At 67.7% G+C, this 25,658-nt stretch carries 23 protein-coding genes and 1 pseudogene; 15 read left to right on the forward strand and 9 right to left on the reverse strand.

Features of this window, described 5'->3' with window-relative positions:
• Positions 1-44: 44 nt before the first annotated feature.
• The 4 genes from EV560_RS14785 to EV560_RS14800 are packed head-to-tail and all read right to left on the reverse strand — an operon-like array spanning position 45 to position 5,183.
• Positions 45-665, reverse strand: a complete 621-nt coding sequence (locus tag EV560_RS14785) for a sarcosine oxidase subunit gamma (RefSeq protein WP_131856535.1) — start codon at positions 663-665, stop codon at positions 45-47.
• Positions 658-3,639, reverse strand: coding sequence for a sarcosine oxidase subunit alpha family protein (locus EV560_RS14790; RefSeq protein WP_131856536.1), 2,982 nt, complete (start codon positions 3,637-3,639; stop codon positions 658-660). Before EV560_RS14790 ends, EV560_RS14785 begins: the two co-directional genes overlap by 8 nt.
• Positions 3,636-3,911, reverse strand: a complete 276-nt coding sequence (locus tag EV560_RS14795) for a sarcosine oxidase subunit delta (protein WP_131856537.1) — start codon at positions 3,909-3,911, stop codon at positions 3,636-3,638. Before EV560_RS14795 ends, EV560_RS14790 begins: the two co-directional genes overlap by 4 nt.
• Before the next feature lie 21 nt (positions 3,912-3,932).
• Positions 3,933-5,183, reverse strand: a complete 1,251-nt coding sequence (locus EV560_RS14800) for a sarcosine oxidase subunit beta family protein (RefSeq protein ID WP_131856538.1) — start codon at positions 5,181-5,183, stop codon at positions 3,933-3,935.
• Positions 5,184-5,237: 54 nt separating this feature from the next.
• Here EV560_RS14800 and EV560_RS14805 point away from each other — a divergent pair, with 54 nt between their 5' ends.
• The 7 genes from EV560_RS14805 to EV560_RS14835 all read left to right on the forward strand — a co-directional run bounded on the left by EV560_RS14805 (position 5,238) and on the right by EV560_RS14835 (position 12,529).
• A complete protein-coding gene (locus tag EV560_RS14805; protein WP_131856539.1) occupies positions 5,238-6,239 on the forward strand; it encodes a GlxA family transcriptional regulator in 1,002 nt (333 codons plus the stop codon).
• 89 nt (positions 6,240-6,328) lie between these two features.
• The gene (locus EV560_RS14810) at positions 6,329-7,150 is read left to right on the forward strand and encodes a transporter substrate-binding domain-containing protein (RefSeq protein WP_131856540.1); all 822 of its coding nucleotides are present in this window, start codon (positions 6,329-6,331) and stop codon (positions 7,148-7,150) included.
• Positions 7,151-7,265: 115 nt separating this feature from the next.
• Positions 7,266-8,006 (forward strand): amino acid ABC transporter permease, encoded by a 741-nt coding sequence (locus tag EV560_RS14815; protein WP_131856541.1) that lies wholly within the window; start codon positions 7,266-7,268, stop codon positions 8,004-8,006.
• Positions 8,003-8,854 (forward strand): amino acid ABC transporter permease, encoded by an 852-nt coding sequence (locus EV560_RS14820; RefSeq protein ID WP_131856542.1) that lies wholly within the window; start codon positions 8,003-8,005, stop codon positions 8,852-8,854. The genes EV560_RS14815 and EV560_RS14820 overlap by 4 nt, the downstream gene beginning before the upstream one ends.
• Positions 8,851-9,609: an amino acid ABC transporter ATP-binding protein gene (locus EV560_RS14825; RefSeq protein ID WP_465247007.1), complete on the forward strand. Its 759-nt coding sequence runs from the start codon at positions 8,851-8,853 to the stop codon at positions 9,607-9,609. Before EV560_RS14820 ends, EV560_RS14825 begins: the two co-directional genes overlap by 4 nt.
• A 132-nt stretch (positions 9,610-9,741) precedes the next feature.
• Positions 9,742-11,352 (forward strand): FAD-dependent oxidoreductase, encoded by a 1,611-nt coding sequence (locus EV560_RS14830; RefSeq protein ID WP_131856544.1) that lies wholly within the window; start codon positions 9,742-9,744, stop codon positions 11,350-11,352.
• A 10-nt stretch (positions 11,353-11,362) separates the two neighbouring features.
• Entirely contained in the window at positions 11,363-12,529 is a 1,167-nt protein-coding gene (locus EV560_RS14835) for an NAD(P)/FAD-dependent oxidoreductase (RefSeq protein ID WP_131856545.1), read from the forward strand.
• A gap of 61 nt (positions 12,530-12,590) precedes the next feature.
• Here EV560_RS14835 and EV560_RS14840 read toward each other — a convergent pair whose 3' ends face one another.
• Together EV560_RS14840 and EV560_RS14845 are read right to left on the reverse strand one after the other, a co-directional pair.
• Positions 12,591-13,646 (reverse strand): FAD-binding oxidoreductase, encoded by a 1,056-nt coding sequence (locus tag EV560_RS14840; protein WP_131856546.1) that lies wholly within the window; start codon positions 13,644-13,646, stop codon positions 12,591-12,593.
• Positions 13,643-14,881, reverse strand: coding sequence for an aromatic ring-hydroxylating oxygenase subunit alpha (locus EV560_RS14845; protein ID WP_207908032.1), 1,239 nt, complete (start codon positions 14,879-14,881; stop codon positions 13,643-13,645). The genes EV560_RS14840 and EV560_RS14845 overlap by 4 nt, the downstream gene beginning before the upstream one ends.
• A gap of 184 nt (positions 14,882-15,065) precedes the next feature.
• Here EV560_RS14845 and EV560_RS14850 point away from each other — a divergent pair, with 184 nt between their 5' ends.
• From EV560_RS14850 to EV560_RS36395, 8 genes and pseudogenes are all read left to right on the forward strand, one after another.
• A complete protein-coding gene (locus EV560_RS14850) occupies positions 15,066-16,058 on the forward strand; it encodes a GlxA family transcriptional regulator (RefSeq protein ID WP_131856547.1) in 993 nt (330 codons plus the stop codon).
• Positions 16,059-16,169: 111 nt separating this feature from the next.
• Positions 16,170-16,823: an ABC transporter permease gene (locus tag EV560_RS14855; protein WP_282568856.1), complete on the forward strand. Its 654-nt coding sequence runs from the start codon at positions 16,170-16,172 to the stop codon at positions 16,821-16,823.
• Positions 16,820-17,926, forward strand: coding sequence for an ABC transporter ATP-binding protein (locus EV560_RS14860; RefSeq protein ID WP_131856548.1), 1,107 nt, complete (start codon positions 16,820-16,822; stop codon positions 17,924-17,926). The genes EV560_RS14855 and EV560_RS14860 overlap by 4 nt, the downstream gene beginning before the upstream one ends.
• 1 nt (position 17,927) lies before the next feature.
• Entirely contained in the window at positions 17,928-18,656 is a 729-nt protein-coding gene (locus tag EV560_RS14865) for an ABC transporter permease (RefSeq protein WP_131856549.1), read from the forward strand.
• Positions 18,657-18,693: 37 nt separating this feature from the next.
• Complete coding sequence (locus EV560_RS14870) at positions 18,694-19,584, forward strand: glycine betaine ABC transporter substrate-binding protein (RefSeq protein ID WP_131856550.1); 891 nt, start codon at positions 18,694-18,696, stop codon at positions 19,582-19,584.
• Between the two features lie 57 nt (positions 19,585-19,641).
• Complete coding sequence (locus EV560_RS14875) at positions 19,642-20,499, forward strand: nitrilase-related carbon-nitrogen hydrolase (protein WP_131856551.1); 858 nt, start codon at positions 19,642-19,644, stop codon at positions 20,497-20,499.
• Positions 20,496-21,185: pseudogene (locus EV560_RS36050) on the forward strand (MmgE/PrpD family protein); the annotation flags it as partial. The gene EV560_RS14875 and the pseudogene EV560_RS36050, both read left to right, overlap by 4 nt.
• Before the next feature lie 66 nt (positions 21,186-21,251).
• Complete coding sequence (locus tag EV560_RS36395; RefSeq protein ID WP_282568858.1) at positions 21,252-21,833, forward strand: MmgE/PrpD family protein; 582 nt, start codon at positions 21,252-21,254, stop codon at positions 21,831-21,833.
• Positions 21,834-22,004: 171 nt separating this feature from the next.
• Here the strand turns inward: EV560_RS36395 and EV560_RS14890 are convergent, their stop codons facing one another.
• From EV560_RS14890 to EV560_RS14900, 3 genes are read right to left on the reverse strand one after another with little or no spacing between them, the layout of a single operon-like run.
• A complete protein-coding gene (locus EV560_RS14890; protein ID WP_131856552.1) occupies positions 22,005-22,859 on the reverse strand; it encodes an ABC transporter permease subunit in 855 nt (284 codons plus the stop codon).
• Positions 22,856-23,779 carry an ABC transporter permease subunit gene (locus EV560_RS14895; protein WP_131856553.1) on the reverse strand — a complete coding sequence of 308 codons (924 nt, stop codon included), beginning with the start codon at positions 23,777-23,779 and terminating at the stop codon, positions 22,856-22,858. The genes EV560_RS14890 and EV560_RS14895 overlap by 4 nt, the downstream gene beginning before the upstream one ends.
• Positions 23,780-23,830: 51 nt before the next feature.
• Entirely contained in the window at positions 23,831-25,657 is a 1,827-nt protein-coding gene (locus EV560_RS14900) for an ABC transporter ATP-binding protein (RefSeq protein ID WP_131856554.1), read from the reverse strand.
• Position 25,658: the final 1 nt, after the last annotated feature.

Below are 25,658 nucleotides of genomic sequence, written 5' to 3' on the forward strand. Positions count from 1 at the left end.
GATCTGGGAAGTCGGCGGAAGGGAGGGCGCGCGGCGCGCTGCCGTCAACCTCGGCCGGTGCTGACCCGGCAGCCGAATTCGGCCGCGGAGGCGGCGAACCAGGACCAGAAGCTTCCCACCATGCTGCGCGCGACCATGATCTCGAACACGGAGCCGTCGGGCCCATCAGCGAGCCGCCAGAGATGCACACCGATATGGGCGATGCTTGTCAAGCCGGTGTCGCCGACCGCGAAGGCGGCGGGGTGGAGATCGAGCATCACGCCCTTGGCCAGCACGTCGCGGACTCGTGGGCCGGATAGCCGCAAGGCTGCACGCGCATCGCTCTGGTCGCTGACCGCGGCTTGAGCCGATAGCGCCTCCAGGAGGCTGCCAAAGCCTTCGCGCGTGGTGGCCCGCAAAAGCCACTGATCGGGGCCGGACCAGATCACGTCGTGGGACGCGCTCGAGGCAATCTTCGGCATCGCCGGCAGGGCAATGCCCAGCCGGGCTACTATGGCTTGCGACAAGGCCGCGGCTCCGCCGGGGGCGGCGATCAGCGTCGCCAGTCCGAAGCCGTCGAGCAGGGTCGCGGTGACGCCGGCCGGTCCGGTCGCGCCAAGCTGCCCGGCTTGCGCGATGCCGGCCCAGGCGCCGCGCGCTGCCCATGAGCGTGCTGTCTCAGCCATGGAGGCGGGCTCCTTCGGGATCGACGAAGACGGGCGAGCAGATCTCGACGACGACGTCGCCGTTGCGCACCGGGTCATAGGCGCGCACGCGCTCGCCGATGCGGGCGGCGCCGCCCTTGATCAGGCCAAGCCCCATCCAGTGGCTCAGATGCGGGGAATAGGCGACCGAGGTCATGTAGCCCTCGTCATTCTCCATCACCGCCGCCTTGCCGATGCCGATGAAATGCGCGCCGGCACGCAGGCGTTGGCCAGGGTCGACCGGTTTGAAGCCGACGAAGGAGGGCCGGTCCTGTTCGACCAGGGCCTGCCGGCCGGCCATCAAGCGGCCGACGAAATCCTTCTTCGCCGACATCATCCTGCCGAGGCCGAGATCGCGCGCCGTGGTCTGGCCGTTCAGCTCGTTGCCGGCGACATGGCCCTTCTCGATACGCATCACGCCGAGCGCCTCGGTGCCGTAGGGCGTGATGCCGAAGGGGGCGCCCGCCTGCATCAGCGCCCGCATCATCGCATCGCCATAATCGGCGGGCACCGCCAGCTCATAGGCGAGCTCGCCCGAGAAGGAGATGCGGAAGAGCCGCGCCGGGATGCCGCCGCCGACCGTGACGGGACGCGCCGCGAGATAGGGGAAGCCCTCGTTGGAGAGGTCGTGCTCGGGATCGACGACACCGCGCAGGGTCTCGCGCGCCTTCGGCCCGGCGATGGCGACCTGGGCCCATTGCTCGGAAACCGAGACCATGCGGATGTCGAGCTCCGGCCACAGCACCTGATGGCAGAATTCGAGATGCTGCATCACCTTCCCGGCATTGGCCGTGGTGGTCGTCATGAGAAAGTGGCTGTCGCCGAGGCGCGAGGTCGTGCCGTCATCCATGACGAAGCCGTCCTCGCGCAGCATCAGCCCGTAGCGGGCCTTGCCGACCGGCAGCGCCTTCCAGCCGTTGATGTAGACCCGCTCCAGAAACTCGGCGGCGTCCGCGCCCTGGATGTCGATCTTGCCGAGCGTCGAGACGTCGCAGATCCCGACGCCGGCGCGCACCGCCTTGACCTCGCGGTTTACCGTCGTCAGCCAGTCGCTTTCGCCGGGGCGCGGATAGTACTGCGCCCGCAGCCATTGCCCGGCCTCGACGAAGACGGCCCCCTGCTCCTTCGACCAGTCATGCGTCGGCGCGAGCCGCACCGGCCTGAAGTCCTTGCCGCGATGGTGGCCGGCGAGCGCGCCGATCGCGACCGGCGTATAGGGCGGGCGGAAGGTGGTGGTGCCGGTCTGCGGGATCGTCCGGCCGGTCTGCTCGGCCATGATCGCGAGGCCGGCGAGGTTCGAGGTCTTGCCCTGGTCGGTCGCCATGCCAAGCGTGGTGTAGCGCTTGAGATGCTCCACCGGCCGGAAGCCCTCGCGGGCGGCGAGCTCGACATCCTTGTCGGTGACGTCGTTCTGGTAGTCGACGAAGGCCTTTCCCTTGCCGCCGGTCACCCGCCAGACTGGTGAAAGCCCGTTCGTTTCGGGATCGGTCACCGGGACCGCCTCGGCCGGCTTGGCGGCAACGCCCACCTCGGCGGCTGCCTCGCTCCCCAGCCTCGCGCCATCCTCAAGCGCCTGCGCCAGCGTGAAGCGTCCGGCGGCGCTGCCGGCGACCGCAAGTCCGGCAGGCACGGTGCCGGGCACAAAGCATTGCAGGTCTTCGTCCCAGGCCGGCTTGCCGTTCTGGTGCGAGGTCAGGTGCAGCGTCGGGTTCCAGCCATTGGAGACGGCGAGCAGATCGCAGGAAAGCTCGCTCACAGCGCCCGAGGCATCGCGGATCGTGACGCCGCCGAGCTGCCGCCCACCGCGCGCGCCCAGCACAGCGCCGCCGGCGAAGAGCCGCGCGCCGAGCTTGTCGGCGAGCGCCTTGCGCGCCGGATCGGCGGAGCGAGAATCGATGATCGCGGCGACCTTGCCACCGACGGCCGCGATGTCGCGGGCTGTCGTCCAGCCATCGTCGCCGGCTGTGAAGAGCACGGTTTCGCGGCCGGGCAGCACGCCATGGCGATTGACATAGGCGCGCACAGCGCCGGCCAGCATGACGCCCGGCCGGTCATTGCCCGCAAAGACGATCGGGCGCTCGAGTGCGCCGGCGGCGAGGATCGCGCGCCTGGCATGGATGCGCCAGCTGCGCTGGCGCGGTAGATGCGCCGGCGGCTGCGGCAGATGGTCGGCGACCCGCTCGACGGCGCCGTAAATGCCGTGATCGTAGAGGCCGAACACGGTGGTGCGCGGCATGATCCGCACCTCCGGCAGGCTTTCGAGCTCGGCCAGCGTCGCAGCAAGCCATTCGGTGGCCGGCTTGCCGCCGATCTCGCGCTTATCGGCCAAGAGCCGTCCGCCGAGCCGGAAATCCTCGTCGCAGAGGATGACGCGGGCGCCGCTGCGCCCGGCCGCCAACGCGGCCGCAAGGCCGGCCGGCCCGCCGCCGATCACCAGCAGGTCACAGAAGGCGAAGGCCTTCTCGTAATGGTCGGGATCCTCAGTGCCGGCGGCGCGGCCGAGGCCGGCGGCGCGCCGGATCAGCGGCTCGTAGAGCTTCTCCCAGAAGGAGGCCGGCCACATGAAGGTCTTGTAGTAGAAGCCGGCGACGAGGGCCGGCGAGACCAGTCCGTTGATCGAGAGCAGGTCGAAGGCGAGCGAGGGCCAGCGGTTCTGGCTCGCGGCGTCCAGGCCGGCGAACAATTCGACCACCGTCGCGCGGGTGTTGGGCTCCCGGCGCGCGCCGGAGCGCAGTTCGACCAGCGCGTTCGGCTCCTCCGGCCCGGCCGAGAGAATGCCGCGCGGGCGATGATATTTGAAGGAGCGACCGACCAGGCGCACGCCATTGGCGAGCAGAGCCGATGCCAGCGTATCGCCGGCATAGCCGCGATAGGAGGTGCCGTCGAAGCTGAAATCCAGGGCCCGGCCGCGATCGATCAGGCCGCCGGCGGCGAGACGGAAAGGCTGGGTACTCATGCCGTCGCTCCCGCCTTGCGCACCTTCGCAACCTCGACCGCTGTGATCTCATGGCTGCGGGTATCCCGGGTCACCACCAGCCAGGCATGGCAGCCGGCAGCGTGATACCAGAGCTCGCGATGGACGCCGGCCGGGTTGTCGCGCTGGTAGACATAAGTCGCCATCGCGGCCTCGCTCGCCGCCATGCCTTCGGGGCGCTGCAGATCGGCTGCGCCGAGATAGCTGAATTCCTGGGCGTCGCGCGCGCCGCAATGGGGACAGGTGATGCGCATGGGATCCTCGGCAGCGCGCGGTCAGTGCAGGTTCGGCTGGGCGCCTGCGCCCTTTTCGTCGATAACCCGCCCTGTGGCGAAGCGATCGAGCCGATAGGCGGTGGCGACCGGATGCGGCTGGCCCGTCGCGATCAGATGGGCGAAGCAGAAGCCCGAGGCAGGGGTGGCCTTGAATCCGCCATAGCACCAGCCGGCGTTGAGATAGAGCCCGTCGACCGGCGTCGTGTCGATGATCGGCGAGCCGTCCATCGACATGTCCATCACGCCGCCCCAATGGCGCAGCATGCGCACCCGGCCGAGGCCGGGCCAGAGCGCCATCGCCGATTCCATCACGTCCTCGATCACCGGCAGGTTGCCGCGCTGGGCGTAGGAATTGTAGCCGTCAATGTCGCCGCCGAAGACGAGCCCGCCCTTGTCGGACTGGCTGATGTAGAAATGGCCGGCGCCGAAGGTGACGACGCAGTCGATCAGCGGCTTCAGCCCCTCCGAGACGAAGGCCTGCAGGACATGGGTCTCGATCGGCAGGCGCATCCCGGCCATCTCCGCGACGCGCGAGGAGTTGCCGGCGACCGCCATGGCGATCTTCTTCGCCCGGATCGGCCCGCGCGACGTCTCGACGCCGATCGCCCGACCGCCTGACATGGTGATGCCGGTGACCTCGCAATTCTGGATCATGTCGACGCCGCGGCTGTCGGCGGCGCGCGCGAAGCCCCAGGCGACGGCGTCGTGCCGGGCCGAGCCACCGCGACGCTGCAGCAACCCGCCCTGGATCGGAAAGCGGGCATTGTCGAAATCGAGATAGGGCAGCATCGTCCTGACCTGCTCGGTGTCGAGCAATTCCGAATCGACCCCGGCGAGCCGCATCGCATTGCCGCGCCTCGCAAAGGCGTCGCGCTGCGCGTCGGAATGGTAGAGGTTCAGCACGCCGCGCTGGCTGACCATGGCGTTGTAGTTCAGGTCCTGCTCCAGTCCCTCCCAGAGCTTCATCGAGAGCTCGTAGAACGGGGTATTGCCCGGCAGCAGGTAGTTCGAGCGGATGATCGTGGTGTTGCGCCCGACATTGCCGGAGCCGAGATAGCCCTTCTCGAGCACCGCGACATTGGTGATGCCGTGCCGGCTGGCGAGGTAATGCGCCGTCGCCAGGCCATGGCCGCCGCCACCGATGATGATGACGTCGTATTCGGGCTTCGGCGCGGGATCGCGCCAGGCTGGGGTCCAGCCCTTATGGCCCTGAAGGGTCTGCGACAGCAGCGAGAAGATGGAATAGCGCATCGATGGGTCCGGCGGTCTTGTCATCACGAGATTGACCGACATAGGCTCGCCGACATGCTCGATAGCGACACGCGATTGCCTGATAGCGACGACAGCGCGCCGACCCATGTCGGCTTCCTGCTGATCCCCGACTTCGCGCTGCTGCCTTATGCCTCGGCGATCGAGCCGCTGCGCGCCGCCAACCGGCTCTCGGGCCGGGCGCTCTATCGCTGGAGCCATGTCTCGATCGACGGCGCCGCCGCGCCGGCCTCGAACGGCGTCGCCATTGCAGCCGATGCCAGCGTCGGCGCCGAGCTGCGGCTCGATTATCTCTTCGTCTGCGCCGGCGGCAATCCGGCGCTGTTCCATCACCAGCCGACCTTCGCCTGGTTGCGCCAGCTGGCGCGGCGCGGCGTCAGGATCGGCGGCGTCTCCGGCGGGCCCTATCTGCTGGCGCGCGCCAACCTGCTGTCCGGCTACCGGTTCACCCTCCATTGGGAGCACGCACCGGCTTTCCTGGAGGAATATCCCGACCTCGATCTGCGCCGTTCGCTCTACGAGATCGATCGCGACCGGCTGACCTGCAGCGGCGGCACCGCGCCGCTCGACATGCTGCACGGGGTTATCGCCCGCGAGCACGGCAGCGAACTCGCGCTCGCGGTCAGCGAATGGTTCCTGCAGACCCATGTCCGCGAAGGGGCGGGGCCGCAGCGCATGCCGCTGCGCGAGCGGCTCGGCATCGCCCATGCGCCCTTGCTGCGCGTGATCGCCCGCATGGAGCAAACCATCGAGACGCCCGAGCCGCGCGAGGAGCTCGCCCGCCTCGCCAATGTCTCGCTGCGCCAACTCGAACGCCTGTTCCGCCAGCATCTCGGCCGTTCGCTCGGCGAGCACTATCTCGCCTTGCGCCTCGACCGCGCCCGCGACCTGCTGCGCCAGACCAGCCTCTCGATCCTGGAGACAGCACTCGCCTGCGGCTTCGCCAGCGCCAGCCATTTCTCGCGCAGCTATCGCGAGCGCTTCGGCCATCCACCGCGGGCCGAGCGGCTACAGGAAGCCCGCCCGGCTCGCCGCTGAGAGTCAAGAAAGCGTCGCATCCAGTCAAATCTGTGCGCCGATCCACCCGAAGCTAGGGCTTCAAATAAAACTAAAGGGGATCGTGACCGATGAAACGACTGACCGCCCTGGCGTTCGCACTCGCCGCAACGCTCGCCGCCGTGCCGGCCTTCGCGCAGGACACGCTCGCAAAGATCAAGGAAAAGGGCGTCCTCACCGTCGGCGTCAAGAACGACTACAAGCCCTGGGGCTTCCTCGATCCGTCGGGCAAGATCGTCGGCCTCGAGATCGATCTCGCCCAGGAGGTCGCGGACAAGATCGGCGTCAAGCTCGAAATGGTGCCGGTGATCGCCGCCAACCGCATCGAGTTCCTGCGCCAGGGCCGCATCGACATGATCCTGGCGACGCTCGGCGACACGCAGGACCGGCGCAAGCAGATCGGCATGATCGAGCCCAATTATTATGCGGGCGCCACCAATGTGCTCGCGCCCAAGAGCGCCGGCTTGAAGAAGTGGGAAGACCTGAAGGGCCGCAAGGTCTGCGCGGTGCAGGGCGCCTATTACAACCGCCGCGTCTCGCAGATCTATGCGCCTGAGATGGTGGTCTTCCCCTCGGTGCCGGACGGGTTGAACGCGCTGCTGGGCAATAACTGCGTCGCCTTCCTGTTCGACGATACGCTGATCGTCTCGACCCTGTCGGGCGGCGACCCGAAATGGGCGAATTACGAGATGCCGCTGACCTCCGAGGACCCGCAGCTCTGGGCGATCGGCGTGCGGCTCGACGATCTCGACGGCCCCTTCGGCAAGTTGGTCAAGGAGATGTCGGTCGACTGGCACAAGAGCGGCAAGCTGCTCGCGCTCGAGACCAAATGGGGCATCAAGCAGAGTCCCTATCTGATCGAGACCAACAAGAAGTTGAAGGCCGGCTCGTAGCTGCGGCGCGTCATTCTCGCTTGGCCCGGGAATCTCATGACCAGAGGGTTCTGGTTTCAGAGATGCTCGGGTCAAGCGCGGCCATGACGCACCGCGTCATCCCGAGATTTCGGACATGATCGCCGCCTTTTTCGAGCGCCTGAACGATGTTTACGGCCTCAATTTCTCGATCTTCTACGACGCCTTCGACCGCTCGCGCTTCCTGACCGGGCTGTGGACGACGACCTATATCTGTATCGTCTCGATCCTGGCCTCGCTCGCGATCGGGCTGCTCGGCGTCTGGGTCGCCGGCAGCAATTCGCGGCTCGGCCGGCTCGCGGTGCGGGCTTACGTCCAGTTCTTCCGCAACACGCCGCCTTTGGTGCAGCTCTCCTTCTTCTACTTTGCCGTCGGCGGCCTGCTGCCGACCGTCTCGGACGGTTTCGGCGGGCAGTCGCCGCTGGTCAGCGGCACGGGTTGGGCGATCATCGCCTTCTCGCTCTTCGCCGGCGCCTTCAATGTCGAGATCTTCCGCGCCGGCATCGAGGCGGTGCCGGAAACGATGGTCGAGGCGGCGGAATCGCTCGGCTACACCCGCTTCCAGCTCTGGAGGCAGATCGTGCTGCCGCTCGCCTTCCGCATCTGCCTGCCGGCGCTCAACAACAACCTCGTCAACCTGGTGAAGACCACGACGCTCGCCTACGCCATCGGCGTCCCCGAACTGCTCTACGCGGCGTCGCAAATCTGGTCCGAGATGTTCAACGTGCGCGAGATGATGAACGTGCTGCTCGTCGTCTATGTGCTGCTCGTCGCGGTGCTGGTCTGGGTAATGCATCGCTGGGAGCGGGCCATGCGCATTCCCGGTTACATGCCATGAAGACCGCTGCAACCGATCTTCCCGTGCTGAAGCCGTTCCGTGCGTCGCCGATCTCGCCGAGCGGGCTCGCCGCGCCTTTCATCCTCAGCGCCGGCCTCGTCACCGGCGTCGCCATCGTCTTCGCCGCCTCGCTCGCGGTGGCCCAAGTGACGGGACCGGCAGCGCGCGATAGCGCAGTCACCATCCTCCTGCGCTGGGCGCCGCTGATCTTCCAGGGCTTCCTGTTCAACCTGCTGATCAGCGTCCTCTCGATGGCGCTCGGCACCGCCGCCGGCGTGCTCTTCGGCATCGGCCAGGTCTCGCCCTCGGCGGCGCTGCGCAAGCCGTCCTGGGCGGCGACGCAGTTCTTCCGCAACGCGCCCTGGCTTGTGCTGCTGTTCTACGCGATGTTCCTTTTGCCCTTCGAGATCAGGCTCGGGCCTGTCACCATCGCCTTCCCGGCCTGGGTCAAGGCGATCATCGGCCTGGCGCTGCCGGTCGCGGCCAATGTCTCGGAGATCGTGCGCGGCGGCATCCGCTCGATCCCCTCGGGCCAGTGGGAATCGGCCGAAGCGCTCGCCTTCACCCGCCGCCAGACGATGTGGATGATCATCCTGCCGCAGGCGTTCAAGCGGATGCTGCCGCCGTGGATGAACCTCTACGCCATCCTGACCATGGCGACGACGCTGATCTCGGTCGTCGGCATCCAGGACGGGCTCACCATCACGCGCGCCGCCCTCGTCGCCGAGAGCCGGCCGGAGCTGATGCTGCCGATGTACCTCATGCTGCTGATGATGTTCTTCGCCTATTGCTACCCGATCGCGCGCCTGACCATGGCGCTCGAACGCCGCTTCAACGTGAAGGGATGACCATGGCCGCCAAGCATGAACTCGGCGAGCCGGTCGTCGTCGTCGAGGGGGTCGAGAAGGCGTTCGGCGCCTTCACCGTCCTCAAGGATGTGAGCCTCACCATCCGCCGCGGCGAGACCGTCTGCATCATCGGCCCGTCCGGCTCCGGCAAGTCGACGCTGCTGCGCTGCATCAACGCGCTGGTGCCGATCAGCAAGGGCTCGATCACCGTCGCCGGCCGGCAGGTTAACGATGCCGCACTGGACAAGCTGGCGCTGCGCCGCGACGTCGGCATCGTCTTCCAGCAATACAATCTCTTCCCGCACAAGACGGCCCTTCAGAACGTGATGATGGCGCCGATCCATGTGCTGAAGCAGGACCCTGCCGAGGTCGGGGAGCGGGCCAGGCGCCTGCTTGCCAAGGTCGGCCTCTCGCACAAGCACGACGCCTATCCGGGCGAGCTCTCCGGCGGCCAGCAGCAGCGCGTCGCCATCGCGCGCTCGCTGGCGATGAATCCGAAGGTCATGCTGTTCGACGAGGTCACCGCTGCGCTCGATCCCGAGACCAAGAAGGAGGTGCTCGTCACCATCCGCGATCTCGCGGCCGAGGGCATGACCTGCATCCTCGTCACCCATGAGATGGGCTTCGCCCGCGAGGTCGCCGATCACGTCTACTTCACCGATGGCGGCGTGATCGTCGAGCACGCGGCGCCGGCCGAGTTCTTCGGTGCGCCGCGCGAGGCGCGCACCCGCGCCTTCCTCGAGCAGGTGCTCTGAGCCGGCGGGTACTCAGAGTCGGCGTGTGCTCGGGGCCGGGATGTCGCGTCCCGGCCGGTCGATGTCGCAAACCGGCCGGCTCCGTCAGGCGCCGGCGCCAAGAATGAACGCAGTCATTCGAAAGCGCAGACCATGACCCTTCCGGCCTCCGATCCCAAATCCGTCACCGGCAAGCCGCTCGCCATTGCCGAGAGCGTCGATGTCCTCGTCGTCGGCGCCGGCCCGGCCGGGCTCGAAGCTGCCATCGGCGCAGCGGCGCGCGGGCTCGGCGTGTTGCTGGTCGACGAGAACCCGGTCCCGTTCAAGACGATGGGCGACGACGTCCCGCTGCATTTCGGCCAGGGCATGGCCGCCAGCGCCCGCAACCGCAACGCCATGATGGAAGCCTTCGTCGCCTCCGAGCCTCGGATCGCGGAGGCGTTCGAGGCCGGCGTCGATCTCCGCCTCGGCGCGGCCTGCTGGGGGCTCTACGCCAACGGCCCGGCGCTCGGCTGGATGCCGGGCCTCATTGCCGGTCTCGCCGATGAGGAAAGCAGCATCCTCGTCCAGGCCCAGCACGTCGTCCTCGCCTGCGGCCGCCGCGATATGGGCCTCGGCTTCCCCGGCTGGGAGAAGCCTGGCGTGATGGGCGCAACCGCCGCGCTCAACCTCGCGACCCGCTACGACGCCTTCGGCCCGCGCAACGTCGTCATCCTCGGGTCGACCACGGAAGCGCTGACCACGGCGTTCGCCTTGCGCGAGGCGGGTGTCATGATAGCCGCCATCGTCGAGCAGGCGGGCGAGCCAATCGGCGATGCAGACCTCCTGGCGAAGCTCTGCGCCGGCGGCACCGAATTCCTGGCCGGCCATGTCGTGCGCGAGGCGGCCGGCCGCGACGGCGTCGAAGCAGCGCTGGTCGCGAGGCTGGACGGGGAGGGCCGCCCAGTTGGCGAAGAGCGCGCGATCGCCTGCGACGGCATCGTGCTGGCGGTCGGCGCGACGCCGGTCATCGACCTGATCGATGCAGCCGGCTGCAAGGTCGCGTTCCAGGCCGAGCGTGGCGGCTATGCCCCCGTGCTCGACGCAAGCCAGCGCACCAGCCTCGCCAATGTCTACGCCGTCGGGGACTGCGCCGGCATCTGGGCGGAGAAGACGCGCGACCGCGCTATCGCCGAGGCGGAGGCCGCCCGCGCCGTCGCGGCGCTCGGGGAGGAGGGCGCCGCTACGGAAACGCTGGCACCGTCCGCGCCGGGCTACGACATCTCCGCCTATCGTCTCGCCTGGGTCCGGGCGAGCGTGATCGAGGCGCGCGCCGAATTCCACGTCTGCCAATGCGAGGAGGTGACGGCGCGCGAGATCCTCGAGATCCGTCCGCCGCGCTATCTCGACTGGCAGAACGAGCGCCGCAACGATCGCTCGCTCTCGGCTCTGCTCGGCGAGGGCCCGCCCAATCCCGATCAGGTGAAGCGCCTGACCCGCGCCGGCATGGGCCCCTGCCAGGGCCGCCGCTGCCGCGAGCAGGTCGCAGCCCTGCTGGCGCTCGGCGCGGCGCAGCCGCTCTCGGCGATCCCGCTCGCCGGCTATCGCGCGCCGGTCAGGCCGATGCCGCTGGCGATGACCGCCCTTGTCCCTGAGGCGCCCGAGCAGGCCGAGCATTGGGACACCTGGTTCGGCATGCACGCGCAGTGGGTGCCGTTCTGGGAGGTGCCGTCCCGCTACACCGTCGCGGGCAATGATGCGACCGGTCCTGTCGCGAGTGAGTGAGGCTTAAGCCATGAGCGAGATCAAGGGAGCTTCCGTCGTCATCGTTGGCGGCGGTGTCACCGGCCTCTCGGCCGGCTGGTGGCTGGCGCGGGACGGTGTCGACGTGCTGGTGCTGGAGAAGGGGCTGATCGGCTGGGAGGCGTCCGGCCGCAATGGCGGCGGCTGCTCACACCATCATTCCCCGCTCTTCGCCGAGGAGCAGCGGCTCTGGCCGATCATGGACGAATTGCTCGGCTATCCCACCGAGTTCCGGCCGCAGCGTGTGCGCCTTGCCGCGAGCGAGCACCAGATGGCGCTCTATGGCCGCGCCTTGCGCAACGCAGAGCGGCAGGGCTTTCAGTCCGAGGTGCTCGACGTCAAGCAGGCGAAGGACATGGTGCCGCTGGCGGGCGACACCGTCGTCGGCGGCTATCACTACAAGTTCGGCGGCCATGCCAATCCCCATCGCACGCTGCAGGGCTATGGCTGGGCGATTCAGGATCATGGCGGGCGCATCCTGCAGCACACCAGCGTGACCGGCTTCCGGACAGAGGGTGGCCGCGTCACCGCAGTCGAGACCAATCGCGGCCCGATCGGCTGCGACAGCCTCGTGCTAGCCGCCGGCCCGCAGACCGGGCGTCTCTCCGCCATGCTCGGGCAGGAGGTGCCGGTGCAGTCCGCCCGCTGCGAGATGATCGTGACCGAGCCGTTGCCGCTGATGCCGCTCGGCGGCGTCGATGGCTGCGGGCTCTATGGGCGCCAGACGCTGCGTGGCAACCTCGCCTATGGCGGCGGGCCGCATGAATGGCTGGCCATGGCGGAGGAGGGCACGCCGGCGAAGCCGACGACGCCGCTGATGCTGCATATGGGCAAGCGCCTCGCCGAACTGCTGCCGAAGGCGGCGCATGCCCGGATCATCCGCTCCTGGGCTGGCGTGATCGAGAACACGCCGGACGGGCGGCCGGTGATCGACCGTCTCGCCTCCCAGGCCAATGTCGTGGTAGCGACGCTGTCGAGCGTCGGCTTCGGCCTTTCGCCGGCGAGCGGGCGGGCGATCCGCGATCTCGTCGTCGATGGGGCCTGCAGCTTCGCCGACATTTCCACTTTCAGCCTGGCACGCTTCGCCGAGCTGGAACCGAACTGGCGTGAATTGCAGGGCTGGCAGGTGAGCGCGGCGACCGAGGCGCTGGCAGCGTAGAGAACAAGGGAACCTCATGCTCGGGCTTGGGCTTCGCTTCGCCGGAGAATGAAGCCTTCACCTACAACGCGATCGTCACATCCGAGCGCGGCCGCGAGGAGCAGGCGAGGATGTAGCCCTGCGCCTCTTCCTCCGGCGAGATCCCGCCCTCATGCCGCATCTCGACCGAGCCTTCGACAAGGCTGACCCGGCAGGTGCCGCACATCCCCGAGGCGCAGCCGCAGGGGATGACGATGGTCTGGCGCGTCGCGGCCTGCAGCAGCGTCTCGTCCGGCTGGGCGGTGAATTGCTTGTCGCCGAGCCTGACCGCATAGCCCCCAGCCGGCGCGTTGACCGGCGGCGGCGGCGGAGCCACAGGCGCGACTGCGCCGAAATGCTCGACATGGAAGAGCCCGCGCGCGCCGCCCTCGGCCGCGTGGATCAGCCGCGCTTCCTCCATGAAGCCGGCGGGGCCGCAGCAGAACACTTCGCGGCGCCCGTAATCCGGCAGCGCGACCGAGACCAGTCGCCGCCCGAGCCGGCCGGCGAAGCCGAACCAGCCGGGTTCCGGCCGGCTGGCGAGCATCGCGACCTTGAGATTGGGCATCCGCGCCTGCAAATCGGCGAGTTCGCGGGCAAAGAGAATGTCGCGCGGCGTGCGCGCGGCATGGAGCCAGTGCACGTCGCTCTCCGGCGCGGTCGCCGCGAGATGGCGCAGCATCGCCATCAGCGGGCTCGCCCCCGAACCGGCCGAGACCAGGGCGAGCCTGTCGGTCACGCGCGCATCGATGGTGAAGCGGCCCTTCGGCGGCCCGCCTTCGAGCCGCGCTCCGAGCACGAGCTCGTCGTGCAGCCAGCGGGTGACACGCCCCCTGGCATGCGCCTTGATCGTCATCGCGATCGTGCCGGAGCCATCCGGCGCCGAGGCGAGCGAAAAGGTACGGAACAGCGTCTCGCCGCCGATCGAAAGCTTCAGCGTCATCGACTGGCCGGCCTTGTGAGGCGGAGCGCCTCCCTCAGGGCGGAAGACGAAGGTCTTCACGTCATGCGTCTCGTCGCGGATCTCGGCGACGGTGAGCTGCAGCAGATCGGTGGTGGGCGCTGAGGCGGCTGGCGCTTCGAGACTGTCCAGGCTCATTCGGCCGCGATCCTCAGGGGAGCGGGCTCGCCGGCATAGGCCGCCATCTTGCCCGCATACCAGTTGGTGAAATTGGTCAGCATGAACTCGGACGGCGCGTAGGGCCCGGGCTGATAGCCCATCGAGCGGATGCCGGCATGGTTCACGGCTGCGAGCTCGGCGTCTTGAGCATTGGTCGCGATCCAGACCTCGGTCAGCCGCTTGATGTCGTAATCGACTCCCGCGACCGCATCCTCGTGCACGAGCCAGGTCGTGCGCACCGCGGTCTTGTCCTGCGAGAGCGGCAGCACCCGGAAATGCAGGATGTGGTCGGCGAGGAAATGGTTCCAGTTGTTCGGCACGCGGAACATCCGGACCGAACCGAGATCAGGCTCGGTGAAGTCGGCGAGCAGCTTGTTGCAGGCCGGCCCGCCATCCATGGTGAAGGATAGGGCGCCCTCATGGAAGGGCAGGCGGATGCAGCGGAATTGCTCGCCGCCATCGGCCGGCGCATGCGGCAGGCCGAGCGCATCCCATTTCGCGGTCTTGCGCTCCATCAGCCCCTTGAACTCGGCTGGCCCGCGCGGATCGTTCGGCAGCGCGAATTCGACCAGGGTCACCAGCAGTTCCGGATGATTGCCGGCGCAGTGGTAGCACTCGCGGTTGTTCTCGATGACGAGCTTCCAGTTGGCGTCCTCGATCAGGGTCATCTCGAAGGCGACCTTGGTGCGCTCCGGCATATGCGGCGCGATATAGGGCGTCACCGCCTCGCGATAGCGCGAAAGGTCGGGCGGGCTCTCGGCGAGGCAGATATAGACCATGCCGCAGATCACCTCGACATGGACGGGCTTCAGCCCATGACTCGAGCGGTCGAAATCTTCAGGCATCTGGCGGGCGTTGAGCAGCGAGCCGTCGAGCTCGTAGACCCATTGGTGATAGGGGCAGACAAGCCGGTTGGCGCGGCCCTTCTCATGGCCGCAGATGCGCGAGCCGCGATGCCGGCAGCTGTTATGGAAGGCGCGCACTTGCCCGTCGCGATCGCGCAATACGACGACCGGATTCTCGCCGACGGTCAGGGTCAGGTAGTCGCCCGGCCTCCGGATCTCGCAGGCATTGCAGGCGAACAGCCAGTCGGTCTCGAACACGGCCTTGATGTCGGTTTCGTGCATCGCCGGGTCGACATAGAAGGCCTGCGGCAGGCTATAGCCCTCGCGGCGCTCGGCGAGGAGCTGGCGGATGCGGTCGCGATCGATCATCGGCGGAGACCCCGGCGGAGGATAGACGCGATCTTGCGCTGTCGCAGGGGAGCAAGGCCGGAGCATTCCGACCTCACCTGCAAGCTTTGCGACGAACCTATGTCGCTTTCATTGCAACAATGTCGGAAATCCGCTTTCCTTGGATCGGTTCCAGACCGGATCATCGCAGGCAGGAGGTCGAGGCATGAGCGAGGCGCCGGCCGGCACCCAGATCGTCACGCTGCTGCTCGTCGAGGGCTTCTCGATGATGAGCGTCGCCTCGGCCATCGAGCCGCTGCGATCGCTCAACCGGCTGATCGACCGGGAGGCCTGGCGCTGGCGGCTGGCGAGCCTCGACGGTGGCGTCCTCGCCGCCTCGAACGGCATCCCGATCCCGACCGAGGCAGCCGAGACCGCCTTGCCCGGCTCGCATTATTTCTTCGTCTGCGGCGGCCTGCGCATCCAGTCGGTCGACGAGCGGCGCTATCTCGCCATCCTGCGCAAGGCGGTGCGCAGCGGCGTGCGCGTCGGCTCGCTCTCGACCGGCACCTATCTGCTGGCGCGCGCCGGCCTGCTCGACGGCTATCGCTCGACGATTCATTGGGAGAACCGTCCCGCCTTCCAGGAAGAGTTCCCCGAACTCGTCTGCACCGACAAGCTCTACGAGATCGACCGCGACCGGATGACCTGCTCGGGCGGCACGGCGGCGATGGACCTCATGCTGCACCTGATCACCGAGCGCCATGGCGCCGATCTCGCCCGCCGCGTCGCCAACCAGTTCCACCATGACCGCATCCGCGACGAGCGCGACAACCAGAGCGGCGGCCGGCTGGAGCGGATGACGAGCCTGCCGCCGGCGGTGCGCAGCGCGGTCAGGCTGATGCAGCGCCATGTCGAGGACACGATCTCGATCGCCGAGATCGCCGAGAAAGTCGGCATGAGCCCGCGCCAGCTCGAGCGGCTGTTCCTGCGTTATCTGCAGACCTCGCCGGCGCGCTACTATCTCTCCCTGCGCATCGACCGGGCGCGGGAGCTGCTGCTCTATTCCGATCGCCCCGTCCTGGAGGTCGCGATCGCGGCCGGCTTCACCTCGACCTCGCATTTCGCCCACTGGTTCAAGAAGCTGCAGGGCGTGCGGCCGAGCCAGCTGCGCGGGCGGCCTGCGAGCGAAGAGGCGGCGCCGGCTTCGGCCAACTGAGCACGGCAGGTCGCAAGCGCGACATGCGATGTCGCTTTCCCGGCCCGAGGCTGGAACGGTTCTGATCGACACTTTCGCTGCAAGACGGATAACCGTCGGCGGGGAACGACAGTGGACACGATCGCCTTCATCATGGCGAATCTTCCGGTGATCGGGCAGCGCATGCTCGAGCATGTCTCGCTGGTCGCCGTCTCGGTCGGCGTCGCGATCCTGACTGGCGTGCCGACCGGCATCGCTATCACCCAGAATCGGCGCGCCGCAGACTTTGTCCTCTACGTCGCCTCGATCATCATCACGATCCCCTCGATCGCGCTGTTCGGCATCCTCATCCCGCTGCTCTCGACCATCGGTCACGGCATCGGCTATCTGCCAGCGGTGATCGCGCTCATCCTCTACGCGCAGCTGCCGATCATCCGGAACACCTATACGGCGATCATGAATGTCGATCCGGCGCTGCGCGAAGCGGCGCGCGGCATGGGCATGACCACGCTGGAGCGGCTGCGCCGCGTCGAGCTGCCGCTCGCGCTGCCGGTCATCCTGAACGGCGTCCGCAGCGCCGTGGTGCTGAATATCGCGATCGCCGCGATCGCGACCTATATCGGCGCCGGCGGGCTCGGCACCTTCATCTCGCGCGGCATCTCGCAGACCGACATCCGCCAGCTCCTGACGGGAGCCATCGCGGTCAGCCTGCTCGCGATCCTCGCCGATTACGGCCTGCTCTTCGCACAGCGCCTGCTCACCTCGCCGGGATTGAAGCTGAAATGATCCGTCTCGAGCAGGTCTCCAAGCATTTCGGGACGATGATCGCCGTCGATCGCATCGACATGGAGGTGCCGGCCGGCGCCGTCTGCGTCATGCTCGGCCCCTCGGGCTGCGGCAAGACCACGACGATGAAGATGATCAACCGGCTGATCCCGCCGACTTCGGGCAGGATCTATGTCGATGGCAAGGACACGGCCGCAGTCGACGAGGTCGCGCTGCGACGTTCGATCGGCTACGTCATCCAGCAGATCGGACTGTTTCCGAACATGACGATCGAGGAAAACATCTGCGTCGTGCCGGACCTGCTCGGCTGGCCGGCGGCGAAGTCGCGCAAGCGCGCAGCCGAGCTGCTCGACATGGTCAATCTCGACCCGTCGGTCTTCCTCAAGCGCTATCCCAAGCAGCTCTCCGGCGGACAGCAGCAGCGCGTCGGCGTGGTGCGCGCGCTCGCCGCCGACCCGCCGGTGCTGCTGATGGACGAGCCCTTCGGCGCGATCGACCCGATCAACCGCGAGGTGATCCAGGACGAGTTCATGAAGCTCCAGGCGGAGCTGAAGAAGACCATCGTCTTCGTCAGCCACGACATCGACGAAGCCGTGAAGATGGCGAGCCGCATCGCGATCTTCCGCGACGGCAAGCTGATCCAGTACGACACGCCCGACAATATCCTCGCCCATCCCATCGACGCCTTCGTCTCCGAATTCGTCGGCTCGGACCGGACCCTGAAGCGGCTGCGGCTGATCAAGGTCACCGACGCGATGATGGCCGAGCCGCCGCGCGTGCGCGCCGAGGATACGCTCGACACCGCGGTGAAGCTGATGGACGAGCATGGCCATGTCTCGATCGTGATGGTCGGCCCTCGCGGCCGGGCCCGCGGCGTGGTGCGGCTGGAGGAGGCGCGCGAGCGCAAGGGCACGGTCGGCGAGCACCAGGAACCGCTGCCCGGCGTCGTCAACATCCGCGACGACCTGCGTACCGCCGTCTCGCAGATGTTCACCCATGGCGTGACCTGGCTCGCCTGCGTCGACGATGACGGCTTCTACAAGGGCTATGTCACCCAGAAGAGCATCACCCAGGTGCTCGGCGCGACCTATCGGGAAAGCTGAGATGGCGCGCGCGGGCCTGGCAGGGACGCTTCGCTGGCTCGTCGTCTTCGGCGCCTTCGCACTTGGGGCCTGGCTGCAGGCGCGCGGCACCATCCCCGCTATCCTCGGCCATTCGCAGGACGTCACCTATCTCATCCGCCAGCATCTCACGCTCGCCGCGATCTCCGGCGCGATCGCGCTCGTCGTCGGCATTCCGCTCGGCATTGTGTTGACGCGTCCGCGCTTCGAGATCTTCGCCGACGCGGTGACGCAGATCGTCAATCTCGGCACCACCATCCCGACGCTCGCTCTGCTCGCGATCGCAATGTCCTTCCTCGGCATCGGCTCGCCGCCGGCAATCTTCGCACTGTTCGTGCTGACATTGCTGCCAATCGTGCTCAACACCATCGCCGGCCTGCGCTCGGTGCCGCAGCACCTGATCGAGGCGGCGCGCGGCATGGGCATGACGCCGGGCCAGATCCTGCGGCGGGTCGAACTGCCCAACGCCGTCTTCGTCATCCTCGCCGGCGTGCGCACCGCCTTCGCCATCAATATTGGCACGGTTCCGCTGGCCTTCCTGATTGGTGGCGGCGGCCTCGGCGAACTCATCTTCACCGGCATCGACCTGATGGAGCCGAGCATGCTGCTGGCGGGTGCGATCCCGACGGCGCTGCTCGCCGTGCTCATCGATTTCCTGATTGGCCAGATCCAGTTCTGGCTGGTCCCGAAAGGCGTCAACCCGCTGCGTTGAGCAGCGGTCAACACAACTAGAAAAGGGGATTACGACCATGCTAAAGCGCAGTTTCCTCGGACTCGCTTCCGCCGCCCTGGCCTTCGCCGCCCTGCCGCTCGCCGCGCAGGCGCAGACCATCGTCGTCGGCGGCAAGAACTTCACCGAGCAGCAGATCATGGCGGAGATGACGACGCAGCTGCTCAAGGCCAAGGGCTTCACCGTCGACAAGCGCGCCGGGCTCGGCACCGCGCCGCTGCGCCAGGCCCAGGAGGCCGGGCAGATCGACCTCTACTGGGAGTATACCGGCACCTCGCTGATCACCTTCAACAAGGTCGCGGACAAGATGGATGCGGCTGCGACCTACGCCAAGGTCAAGGAACTCGATGCCGCCAAGGGGCTCGTCTGGCTGGATCCGTCCAAGGCAAACAACACCTATGCGCTCGCCATGCGCAAGAAGGACGCCGAGGCCAAGGGCGTCAGGACACTCGATGACCTCGCAACCAAGGTGAAGGGCGGCCAGGCGCTGAAATTCGGCTGCAATGCCGAATTCTACGCCCGCCCCGACGGGCTCGCCCCGCTGCAGAAGGTCTACGGCTTCGATTTCGGCCGCGAGAACGTGGTGCGCATGGATACCGGCCTCGTCTACCAGGCGCTGCGCGACGCCCAGGTCGATGTCGGCCTGGTCTTCGCCACGGACGGGCGCGTCCCGGCCTTCGATTTCGTCATCCTGACCGACACCAAGGGCTATTTCCCGACCTATGCGATGACGCCCGTCATCCGCAAGGAGACGCTCGACAAGAATCCGAAGCTCGGCGAGCTCCTGAACGGGCTCTCCGCCAAGCTCGACGATGCGACGATGGCCAGGCTCAACGCCTCGGTCGATGTCGACAAGAAGAGCATCGAGGAGGTTGCGGCCGGCTTCCTCAAGGCGCAGTCGCTGGTCTGATCGCGCTGCAACCAAGCCGGAGGCGCGCCGCGCCTCCGGCTGTCCCGCGAGGCCCCCATGTCGTCTCTGAAGGTCGCCGTTGCCCAGATCCTGTGCGAGCCGGCCGATCTCTCCGCAAACCTTGCCGCGCATCTCGACGCCATCGCCAAGGCGCGCAGGCAGGGCGCCGAGCTGCTGCTGTTCCCGGAGCTGTCCCTGACGGATTATCTCGCGGCGCCCGATTGCGAGAAGCTGGCTCTGAGACCGGATGCCGAAGCGCTCATGCGCCTCGCCGGGGCCGCACGCGGCATCGCGGTGTCGGCCGGCTTCATCGAGCGCGGCGAACAGGGCCGCTTCTTCAACAGTCAGGGCCTGTTCGGCGACGGCAAGCTGCTCACGATTCACCGCAAGCTCAACCTGCCGGGCTACGGCGCCCTGTGCGAGGATCGCGTCTACACCCGCGGCAACGATCTCTCTCCGACCGAGCTCGCGCCAGGCTGGCACGCCGCCACGCTCATCTGTGCCGATGCCTGGAACCCGGCGCTGCCCTGGCTCGCCGCTCTCGGCGGCGCCAGCCTGCTGCTGCTGCCGGCCGCCTCGGCGCTCGGTGCGGTCGGCGACGGCTTCGACAATCCGCGCGGCTGGGAGATCAATCTCGCCCATACCGCGACGACCTATGGCCTGCCGACGCTCTTCGCCAACCACTGCGGCACGCGCGGCGACGCGGCGTTCTGGGGCGGGTCGCGCATCCTCGATGCCTCCGGCCACGAGCTCGCGCGGGCGGGGGCCGCGCCGGAGCTCATCATCGCGGAGCTCTCGCAAGCCGATGGCGAAGCGGCCCGGCGCCGCCTGCCGACCGCCCGCGACAGCGACCCCGCCCTGGTCGGCGCCTTGCTCCGCAATCTGATCTCGAACAGCGAGCGCGTATCAGCATGACCGGCCCGATCGACTTCATCCATGAGCTGACCTTCTCGCGCCTGCCGGCCGAGGTCGTCCATCAGGCCGGCCGCTGCCTACTCGATCTCGTCGGCGTCGCCGTCAGTGGCCGGCAGACCCGGCTCTCCCGCATCGCGCATGATTTCGCGGTCGACCATCTCGGCGCCGGGCGGAAGGGCGCGCGTCTGCTCTTCGACGGGCGCCGTGCGAGCCCGGCGGGCGCAGCCTTCGCCGGAGCCACGACCATCGATTCCTTCGACGCCCATGACGGCCACGCCCTGACCAAGGGCCATGCCGGCGTCGCGGTCCTGCCGGCTCTCCTGGCCGTCGCGGACGCCGAGGGACTGCTCGATGGCGGCGGCCTCGACGGCGAGGCCCTGCTGACCTGCCTCGTCCTCGGCTACGAGATCGCGACGCGGGCCGGCATCGCCTTGCATGGCAGCGCCTGCGACTAGCACACCTCCGGCGCCTGGAACGCGCTCGGCTGCGCCGCAATCGTCGCTCGTCTGCTCGGCCTCGACCGCGAGCGCACCCGTCATGCCCTGGGCATCGCCGAATATCACGGCCCGCGCAGCCAGATGATGCGCTGCATCGACCATCCCACGATGGTCAAGGACGGCTCGGGTTGGGGTGCGCTGGCCGGCGTCAGCGCCGCCTATCTGGCGAAGGACGGTTTCACGGGCGCGCCGGCGATCACGCTGGAAGCGCCGGAACAGGCGGCGATCTGGGCCGATCTCGGCGAGCGCTGGCTGATCCTCGACCAGTATTTCAAGCCCTGGCCGGTCTGCCGCTGGGCCCAGCCGGCGATCGAGGCGGCAAGTCGTCTCCTCTCCGAGCAGGTCTTTGAGGCATCCGAGATCGACTATGTTGAGGTCGAGACGTTCCACGAGGCCGTGCGGCTGGGTGTACAGCTCCCGATGACGACGGAGGCGGCGCAGTATGCCATCGGCTTCCCACTGGCCGCCTACATCGTTCGCGGGCGGCTCGGTGCCGACGAGATCGACGCCGACGGCTTGGGCGATCCCGCGATCCGCGACATGCTCAGCCGTATTCGGCTCGTCGAGTCGCCCGAATTCTCTCGACGCTTTCCAGCGGAGAGATTGGCGCGCCTGCGCATCGTCCTGAAATCGGGTCAGATCGCCTCATGCGAGGCCATCACCACTCGTGGCGATCGGGGGCGCCCATTGTCCGACGCAGACATGCTCGCGAAATTCAGGTCCTCTGCCGCCGTACTCGGCAGCGAGCGCAGCACGACCCTTGGCGAAAACTGCATGGCGGTCGCCAAGCCCTGCAAACTGGAACTCGTCAGCAACTGCCTGTTTGCGCCGATCTGAAGCGGGCCCGACGACTGGGCACACTGGATCTACCTTGCGAAGCCGGAAGCGGAATTGCTGAGGCCACTACCGGGCGGTTCGCTGTTGGCTGAAACGACACGACCGGGCAGCGATTTATGTCTGTGGCCGAAGAGCGCCTCCGGAAACGCCGACAGTCCCGACAGCCGACGCTCATTGCAGCTTCTGGTTCAGCGCATCGCGAAGTCCGTCGCCCAGCACGTTGAAGCTGAGGACCACGACGAAGATTGCGAGGCCAGGGAAAAGCGTCAGGTGATCGGCCACACCGAGATAGCTGCGCCCATCCGCCAACATGGCGCCCCATTCGGAGCTCGGCGGCTGCGCCCCCAGGCCAATGAACGAGAGCGCCGCGCCAACAAGAATAGCCGAGCCGATGCGCAGGCTCATATAGACGATCACTGCGGGCAGGGCCCCCGGCAGGATGTGATAAAGGATCAGCTTGAACCTGGAGACGCCGATGCTGCGAGCCGCCTGGACGTACTGGGCCTGCTTGAGCACCAGCGTACTGCCGCGGACGAGCCGGGCAAAAACCGGCACGCTGAACACTGCCACAGCCCAGATGACGTTTCCCACCCCCGGGCCGAGCAGGGCGACGACTGCAATGGCAAGCAGAAGACCGGGAAATGCAAATAGCACGTCGCATAGCCGCATCAGAACGGCGTCGACCCAGCCACCACTCCAGCCACTGACGAGCCCCATCATCGTGCCGACGAAACCGCCGGCCAACGCCGAGATCAGACCGACGGCGAGGGAGACGCGGCCGCCCCAGAGGATCCGGCTGAATATGTCGCGGCCATAGGAGTCGGTTCCCGCGAGATGGGCCAGCGTCGGTCCTTGCAGGAGCGCATCATAGTCGGCGGCGGCCGGATCATATGGCGCGATATACGGCGCAAACACCGCTGCAAGGACGATGAGGACAATCACGGCAGCCGCCAGGAGCGCCGTATGCCTGCGGCGAAAGCGCCGCCAGAATTCCCGGGCGGGCGAGCGGATGGCGGGTGCTGTCATGGTCGCAACCGGATCGCCGGGTTCAAGACGCCGTAGAGGATGTCGACCACGAGGTTTATGAGCACGAACTCTGCGCAAAGAAGCAGGATCAGCGCCTGAATGACGGGGTAATCGCGGAAGGCGATGCTGTCGACGAGCAGACGTCCCAAACCCGGCCATGCGAACACCGTCTCGACCACGATTGCACCACCCAGCAGCGTTCCGAATTCCAGTCCCGTCAGGGTGACGACCGGAATCAAGGCATTGCGCGCAGCGTGGCGCCAGATCACGCGTCGTTCGGTCAGGCCCTTGCTGCGCGCCGTGCGAACAAAATCCTCGCCGGCGACATCGACGAAGGCCGAGCGCGTGAAGCGGGCGAGCACGGCGGCCACACCGACGCCGAGCGTGAATGACGGCATGATGAGGGAACGCCATCCATCGTAACCTCCGGTCGGCAGCCAGCCGAGATGGACCGAAAACAGATCGATGAGCAGAAGGCCGAGCCAGAAGCCGGGAAAGGACAGGCCTCCGATCGCCGCCAGCATGGCAGCCTGATCCTGCCATCGCCCGCGTTTGACGCCGGCCCAGACGCCGAGCAGGCCTCCGGTCAAGGTCGCCCATCCCATCGCGGCCAGCGTAAGCCACAGGGTTGGCAGGAAGCGCGCCCCGATGACCTCGATCACCGGCTCATGCGTGCGGCTCGAGGTACCGAAGTCGCCGCGAAGGCTCGCTCCCGCATAGCGCAGGTACTGGTCCCAGATCGGCCGGTCGAGCCCGAGCGCCTCGCGCGCAGAGGCGACCTCTTGCTCCGTGGCATCCGCCCCCGCAACCAGCCGCGCCGGATCGCCAGGCAACAGCCGGACGAAGCCGAACACGAACAGCGAAACGGCGAACAGCACCGGCAGCGCGCCGAGGAGCCGCTTCAGGAAGAATGCGAGCATCGGCTCTCGTTCCTCTGACCGGCGTTCAGCACGGTGTGCATCGCTTCGTCCTCAATAGAGACCTCCCACACGGTGCCGGGCGACATAATGGTCCGGTCCGACCTGGACCAGCGGGGCGACCTCCGGCAGATCGTCTGGAGCTCGCAGCGGACTTGGCACCTCCGTGTCGTCGATCGCGACCTCGTCCCGTCGCCGCGAGGGATCGGGCACGGGGACGGCGCTCAGCAGGCGACGCGTATAGGCGTGCTGCGGCGAGGCGAGCACCGCCTGCCGTGGCCCGATCTCGACGAGCTGCCCGAGATACATCACCGCGACACGGTGGCTGATCCGCTCGACCACTGCCATGTCGTGGGAGATGAACAGGCAGGCTAGACCGAGCTTGCGCTGCAAGCTCATCAGCAGATTGACGATCTGCGCGCGGATCGACACGTCGAGCGCCGCGACGGCCTCGTCGGCGATGATCAATGCCGGCTCCGACGCGAGGGCGCGCGCGATCCCGACACGCTGGCATTGGCCACCCGAGAGCTCATGGGGGTAGCGCGAGACGAACTCGCGCGGGAGGCCGACCAGCTCGAACAGCTCTTCGACCCGGCGCGTGATCGCGGGCCCCTTGAGGAGGCCGTGGGTCCGTATCGGTTCCGCGACGGAGAAGCCGGCCGTCAGACGCGGATCGAGCGCGCTGAACGGATCCTGGAAGACATATTGGATGCCGCGGCGCAAAGCGCCGTCCGCGACGGTATTCGGAACCGCCGCGAGGACATCCTCGCCCCGGAACAGGATTCTGCCCGAGGAGGGCTCTTCGAGACGCACGATGCTGCGTCCGAGCGTGCTCTTGCCGCAACCACTTTCGCCGACCAGCGCGAGGGTCTCGCCGGGGCGAATAGCGAGGCTCACCCGCTCGACAGCATGGACCCGGGCCCGAACACGACCGAGCGCGTTCCTGATGTCGAACCGTGTGACCAGATCCTGAACCTCCAGCACCGGCGATGCGGACGTGACGGTGTCCTGCGGTCCGGTTGGTGCGGGAGGTTCCGGGAACGGCATGGGCAGGGCCTCGCCATCGAGGCTGCCGAGGACGGGCACGGCGGCGAGCAGCTCGCGCGTATAGGGGTGGGAGGGCGCGGAGAAGACGGCACCAACCGCGCCATCCTCGAGGCGTTCGCCGCCGCGCATCACCACCACGCGGTCGGCGAGTTCGGCAACCACGCCCATGTCGTGGGTGATGAACAAGAGTCCGGTGCCGAGGTCGCGCTGGAGCTCGCGCAGCAGACGCAGCACCTGCGCCTGGACGGTGACATCGAGCGCGGTCGTGGGCTCGTCGGCGATGAGAAGCCTCGGCCGGCTGGCCAGCGCGATCGCGATCATCGCCCGCTGCCGCATGCCGCCCGAAATTTCGAACGGAAAGGCTCGCAATTGACGGGCGGCGTCGGGAATCCGCACCCGCTCGAGCAGGCGCCGCGCTTCGGCGAGCGCAGCGGTCCGGTCGAGGTGCCGGTGCTCCACGATGGCTTCGGCGATCTGGTCTCCGATCCGCATGACCGGATTCAGCGAACTCATCGGCTGCTGGAAGACCATCGCGATCTCGGGCCCGCGCAGCCTGCGCATGGTCTCGGCATCCTCCTGCGCGAGATCGCGGACCTTGCCGTCACGATCGCGATAGAGGATGCGCCCCGCATCGATGCGGCCTGGCCCGTAGTCGAGCAGGCGGGTGATCGCCAGCGAGGCGACCGATTTGCCCGATCCGGATTCCCCGACGAGCGCCACGGTCTCGCCTGGCCTGACCGTCAGCCGCAGTCCGTGAACCACGGTCGTGCGGCCTCGCTCGGCGGGGAAGCTGAGCGAGAGATCCTGGACGTCGAGCAGGTCAGGCCCGTTCATC

Origin of the sequence: Allobosea sp. BK604, from assembly GCF_004341515.1 — a bacterium.
GTDB lineage: Bacteria > Pseudomonadota > Alphaproteobacteria > Rhizobiales > Beijerinckiaceae > Allobosea.

What these genes read in the sequence shown, in the direction of transcription:
- EV560_RS14785 (WP_131856535.1), bottom strand. Translation starts at nt 665, where the DNA reads ATGGCTGAGACAGCACGCTCATGGGCAGCGCGCGGCGCCTGGGCCGGC.
- EV560_RS14790 (WP_131856536.1), bottom strand. Translation starts at nt 3,639, where the DNA reads ATGAGTACCCAGCCTTTCCGTCTCGCCGCCGGCGGCCTGATCGATCGC.
- EV560_RS14795 (WP_131856537.1), bottom strand. Translation starts at nt 3,911, where the DNA reads ATGCGCATCACCTGTCCCCATTGCGGCGCGCGCGACGCCCAGGAATTC.
- EV560_RS14800 (WP_131856538.1), bottom strand. Translation starts at nt 5,183, where the DNA reads ATGCGCTATTCCATCTTCTCGCTGCTGTCGCAGACCCTTCAGGGCCAT.
- EV560_RS14805 (WP_131856539.1), top strand. Translation starts at nt 5,238, where the DNA reads ATGCTCGATAGCGACACGCGATTGCCTGATAGCGACGACAGCGCGCCG.
- EV560_RS14810 (WP_131856540.1), top strand. Translation starts at nt 6,329, where the DNA reads ATGAAACGACTGACCGCCCTGGCGTTCGCACTCGCCGCAACGCTCGCC.
- EV560_RS14815 (WP_131856541.1), top strand. Translation starts at nt 7,266, where the DNA reads ATGATCGCCGCCTTTTTCGAGCGCCTGAACGATGTTTACGGCCTCAAT.
- EV560_RS14820 (WP_131856542.1), top strand. Translation starts at nt 8,003, where the DNA reads ATGAAGACCGCTGCAACCGATCTTCCCGTGCTGAAGCCGTTCCGTGCG.
- EV560_RS14825 (WP_465247007.1), top strand. Translation starts at nt 8,851, where the DNA reads ATGACCATGGCCGCCAAGCATGAACTCGGCGAGCCGGTCGTCGTCGTC.
- EV560_RS14830 (WP_131856544.1), top strand. Translation starts at nt 9,742, where the DNA reads ATGACCCTTCCGGCCTCCGATCCCAAATCCGTCACCGGCAAGCCGCTC.
- EV560_RS14835 (WP_131856545.1), top strand. Translation starts at nt 11,363, where the DNA reads ATGAGCGAGATCAAGGGAGCTTCCGTCGTCATCGTTGGCGGCGGTGTC.
- EV560_RS14840 (WP_131856546.1), bottom strand. Translation starts at nt 13,646, where the DNA reads ATGAGCCTGGACAGTCTCGAAGCGCCAGCCGCCTCAGCGCCCACCACC.
- EV560_RS14845 (WP_207908032.1), bottom strand. Translation starts at nt 14,881, where the DNA reads ATGATCGATCGCGACCGCATCCGCCAGCTCCTCGCCGAGCGCCGCGAG.
- EV560_RS14850 (WP_131856547.1), top strand. Translation starts at nt 15,066, where the DNA reads ATGAGCGAGGCGCCGGCCGGCACCCAGATCGTCACGCTGCTGCTCGTC.
- EV560_RS14860 (WP_131856548.1), top strand. Translation starts at nt 16,820, where the DNA reads ATGATCCGTCTCGAGCAGGTCTCCAAGCATTTCGGGACGATGATCGCC.
- EV560_RS14865 (WP_131856549.1), top strand. Translation starts at nt 17,928, where the DNA reads ATGGCGCGCGCGGGCCTGGCAGGGACGCTTCGCTGGCTCGTCGTCTTC.
- EV560_RS14870 (WP_131856550.1), top strand. Translation starts at nt 18,694, where the DNA reads ATGCTAAAGCGCAGTTTCCTCGGACTCGCTTCCGCCGCCCTGGCCTTC.
- EV560_RS14875 (WP_131856551.1), top strand. Translation starts at nt 19,642, where the DNA reads ATGTCGTCTCTGAAGGTCGCCGTTGCCCAGATCCTGTGCGAGCCGGCC.
- EV560_RS14890 (WP_131856552.1), bottom strand. Translation starts at nt 22,859, where the DNA reads ATGACAGCACCCGCCATCCGCTCGCCCGCCCGGGAATTCTGGCGGCGC.
- EV560_RS14895 (WP_131856553.1), bottom strand. Translation starts at nt 23,779, where the DNA reads ATGCTCGCATTCTTCCTGAAGCGGCTCCTCGGCGCGCTGCCGGTGCTG.
- EV560_RS14900 (WP_131856554.1), bottom strand. Translation starts at nt 25,657, where the DNA reads ATGAACGGGCCTGACCTGCTCGACGTCCAGGATCTCTCGCTCAGCTTC.